We start from the raw sequence: 3,882 nt of genomic DNA on the forward strand, positions 1-3,882 counted from the left end.
TAAGACCCCTCATAGACGATGAGGTTGATAGGTTCGGTGTGGAAGCGCGGTAACGCGTGGAGCTGACGAATACTAATCGGTCGAGGACTTATCCACAAATTCTTAGCAATCATGCATATCTAGTTTTGAAGGTGCATATAATCACGGAGAGTTACCCAAGAGGCCGAAGGGGACGGTTTGCTAAACCGTTAGTATGCGCAAGCGTAGCGAGGGTTCGAATCCCTCACTCTCCGCCATTTTTATTTTGGCGGCGTAGCTCAGCTGGTTAGAGCGTTCGGTTCATACCCGAAAGGTCGGGGGTTCGATTCCCTCCACCGCTACCAAACTACATAAAAATATGGCGGTCGTGGCGAAGGGGTTAACGCACCGGATTGTGGCTCCGGCACTCGTGGGTTCAAGTCCCATCGATCGCCCCATAACAACATGGGAGTATAGCCAAGGGGTAAGGCACGGGTCTGCAAAACCCTTATCCCCGGTTCAAATCCGGGTACTCCCTCCATTTTAGTCCCAGTAGCTCAGCAGGATAGAGCAACGGCCTTCTAAGCCGTCGGTCGGGAGTTCGAATCTCTCCTGGGACGCCACGCCTTTTCAAAAGATAGCCTCCTTAGGACGTTGTGGCGTCCGCAGGAGGTTTTTTTGTAGAAGATATAAAGTGTCTTTCAGGATACAAACAGAAGCATGTGATGAGACAAATGGCCTATTTCAAAAAAAGTTAAAAAACTTTCATCCAAAATTGGAAATATTTTGTCTGATTTGTCATAAATCATGTAAAAAAATTCACAGAATATGGCTCCTTTTCTATTCCGAAAATGTGACGAAACAATGATATTTTTGTAGAGAAGCGTTTGCATTCTTTCAAAATTTTTGCGACATGTAACTTTCTTTTTCGACAAACGTATCTACTAGAAGACTGAGCAATAAAAAAGATAGTTTGACAGGAAAAATATGGGCTCCATCAAGTCGAAAACGATATTGACTTGCGAAAATTGATTGTGTATACTCAAAAACGTACTTCGTGTCAACAGAAAAACACGAGTAAAATCAGCGTTTATAGGCGGTCGTGGTGGAATTGGCAGACACACCATCTTGAGGGGGTGGCGGGGCGACCCGTGCGAGTTCGAGTCTCGCCGACCGCACCAATCCCGAAAGCAATCAGGAAGAAATGGAAACGAGCGTTTGTATTTTTCTAAATAAATGGAGCCTTTTTCGACAAGGGCTTTTTTTTCTGCCAACTGCCAAGCACTGTCGAATAGAAAGAGAAAAAGGTGGGAAAGGTGATAGCAGTGCCTTATTTTTTCCCACTTTTGGGTCATTGCTTATGAATCGCATTTGATGTAAACTGCCAATTGAGAGAAAAACAATAGAGAAATGTTGGAAAAACAACACTACCTAAATTCAGATCAGACCCAATCTGGTTTAGGTCGAGGAGAAGAACCCATGAGTGTAATTAGAGAGATCATTGAGGGATTATTCATCGGATTTACGTCTGCGGTGGGTGTAATCGGCACATACCAAACACTGGTTTCTTGTGCAGGCCTGTTCCGCAAAAAAGAGCAAGTAACAACAGAGCCGCAAAAGACGTTTGCTGTGCTCGTGGCAGCTCACAATGAGAGCGCCGTAATTGCTCCGCTTATTGAAAACCTGAAGAAACTCGACTATCCACGTGAAATGTACGACATCTTCGTCATTTGCGACAACTGTACAGATAACACGGCAGAAATTAGTCGGGCGCATGGTGCAATTGCATGTGAGCGTTTTGACACATCCAAGCGTGGGAAAGGCTACGGCATCGAATGGATGCTGGAGAACCTCTGGGCAAGACCTAAGCAGTATGACGCTGTCGTCATGTTTGATGCTGACAACTTGGTTGAGAAAAACTTCTTGAAAGTAATGAATGACCGTCTCTCCAAAGGGGCGCGTGTAATTCAAGGCTACCTCGACTCCAAGAACCCGTTTGATTCCTGGATTACGCTGTCCTATGCGGTTACCTACTGGTTTACAAACCGTATGTGGCAGTTGGCTCGTCACAATTTGGGACTGCCGAACACTTTGGGCGGAACTGGCTTGTGCATTGAGAGCAACCTGCTCAAAGAAATGGGCTGGGGAGCAACCAGTCTCACGGAAGACCTGGAATTTGCAACACGTTGTATTGAACGCGGTATTTACCCGACATGGGCACATGACACCAAGGTCTGGGATGAAAAACCGATTGATTTAAAATCGTCGATGCGCCAGCGTTTGCGTTGGATGCAAGGGCACTACGATGTGGCAGGACGCTACATCCGCGCTGTCTTGTTTAATGGTTTGAAGTCAAGAAAGCTGGGAATGCTTGATGCAGCCTTCTACCTCTTCCAACCGATGTATGTGCTGATGGTGACGATGATGTCGGTATTGTTCTTGGCAAGATTCTTTGATATCGGTACGCTGACAACAGTATCCACGATCTTGCCTACATGGCTGGTATACGGTTCTACTGCCGTGTTCTACCTGTTGCCGATCTTGGCCCTCTATTTGGATAAAGTTCCGTGGAAGGGGTATTTCGGGCTCCTCTTACTACCATTCTTTTTCCTGACCTGGCTTCCGATTATGTTTTACGCGTTCTTTACGAAGAAAAACCAAGAGTGGAGTCACACCTCTCACACACGCGCGATTCGTATTGAGGAGATCCAGCAATAGTGACGTAAACAAGCAAAACCACAGGGGGAATATTCACCTGTGGTTTTCCTATTATCTTAAAGTAGCGAGACCGTTGCCGAATTTGGTATAATGACGTGATCAAGCAAGTAGCGTTGTCCAACGGGATTAAGGCACCAGCGCCAGACGTAGCGGTGCCCATAGGAGGAAAACAGCAATGAAGCTCGCGACAGATATTCACAACAACGACGTCCCATTGTTGTGGGGCGATAAACGATACCATACATGGAATAATCATTTAAGAGGAACTTTTCACGAAAAGATTTTCAAGGTTCCATTGGATGGCGGTTTTAGTTGTCCGAATCGGGATGGGAAAGTAGCGACAGGCGGCTGCACGTTTTGCAGTGCGAGAGGATCTGGAGATTTTGCTGGTGATCGCAGAATGGACCTGGAAAGACAGTTTCATGATGTGAAAAATCGCATGCATGAGAAATGGCCGCAAGCCAAGTATTTGGGCTTCTTCCAAGCGTACACGAATACGTATGCACCTGTAGAGGAGCTGCGGGAGATGTACGAAGTCATCCTCCAACAAGAAGGTGTAGTTGGACTCTCCATTGCCACACGTCCTGACTGCCTGCCTGACGATGTTGTGGAGTATTTGGCTGAATTGAATGAGCGCACATATTTGTGGGTGGAGCTCGGTCTACAGACAGTCCATGAGCACACAGCCCAGTTAATTAATCGAGCACACGATTATCAATGCTACGTGGATGCTGTAGAGAGATTGCGCAAGCACAACATCCGTGTATGCTCACATATCATCTACGGATTGCCAGGAGAGAGCCAAGAAGAGATGATGCAGACGGCAGATGCTGTGGCACATCTCGATGTGCAGGGGATCAAGATACACCTGTTGCATCTGCTGCGCAAAACGCCGATGGTGAAGCAATATGAAGCAGGTCTTTTGGAATTCCTGTCACAGGAAGAGTACACAAAGCTCGTTGTGGATACATTGGAAATTTTACCTCCAGAGATGATCGTCCATCGAATCACTGGGGACGGCCCACCTGATCTCTTGATTGGACCGATGTGGAGTCGCAAAAAGTGGGAAGTTCTGAATGGCATTGATGCAGAACTGAAAGCGCGGAATAGCTGGCAAGGAAAGTTTTTCGTGCCACGTACGTAAGGATGCAGCAACAAAAAGGGAGCCTTTTTAAGGGCTCCCTTTCTTTTTTAGTGCGCCCAGCA

General features: G+C 46.7%; 2 protein-coding genes, 6 tRNA genes and 1 rRNA gene. All 9 read left to right on the forward strand.

Translation table 11 applies throughout. The features are described from left to right. Nucleotides 1-96 (forward strand): 23S ribosomal RNA (locus C7R92_RS31690); the annotation flags it as partial. Between the two features lie 49 nt (nucleotides 97-145). Continuing rightward, nucleotides 146-236, forward strand: a tRNA-Ser gene (locus C7R92_RS31695). Nucleotides 237-246: 10 nt separating this feature from the next. Beyond that, nucleotides 247-323, forward strand: a tRNA-Met gene (locus tag C7R92_RS31700). 17 nt (nucleotides 324-340) lie between these two features. Continuing rightward, nucleotides 341-416 (forward strand) — tRNA-His (locus C7R92_RS31705). 9 nt (nucleotides 417-425) lie between these two features. Further along, nucleotides 426-499, forward strand: a tRNA-Cys gene (locus tag C7R92_RS31710). A gap of 5 nt (nucleotides 500-504) precedes the next feature. Continuing rightward, a tRNA-Arg gene (locus C7R92_RS31715) sits at nucleotides 505-581 on the forward strand. Between the two features lie 473 nt (nucleotides 582-1,054). After that, nucleotides 1,055-1,139, forward strand: a tRNA-Leu gene (locus tag C7R92_RS31720). A gap of 298 nt (nucleotides 1,140-1,437) precedes the next feature. Continuing rightward, nucleotides 1,438-2,676 (forward strand): glycosyltransferase family 2 protein, encoded by a 1,239-nt coding sequence (locus C7R92_RS31725; RefSeq protein WP_007724131.1) that lies wholly within the window; start codon nucleotides 1,438-1,440, stop codon nucleotides 2,674-2,676. A gap of 175 nt (nucleotides 2,677-2,851) precedes the next feature. Then, the gene (mnmL, locus tag C7R92_RS31730; protein WP_069852441.1) at nucleotides 2,852-3,820 is read left to right on the forward strand and encodes a tRNA modification radical SAM protein MnmL/YtqA; all 969 of its coding nucleotides are present in this window, start codon (nucleotides 2,852-2,854) and stop codon (nucleotides 3,818-3,820) included. Nucleotides 3,821-3,882 lie beyond the last annotated feature (62 nt).

Origin of the sequence: Brevibacillus porteri (assembly GCF_003013475.1) — a bacterium.
In the GTDB taxonomy this organism is placed as follows: Bacteria; Bacillota; Bacilli; order Brevibacillales; family Brevibacillaceae; genus Brevibacillus; species Brevibacillus porteri.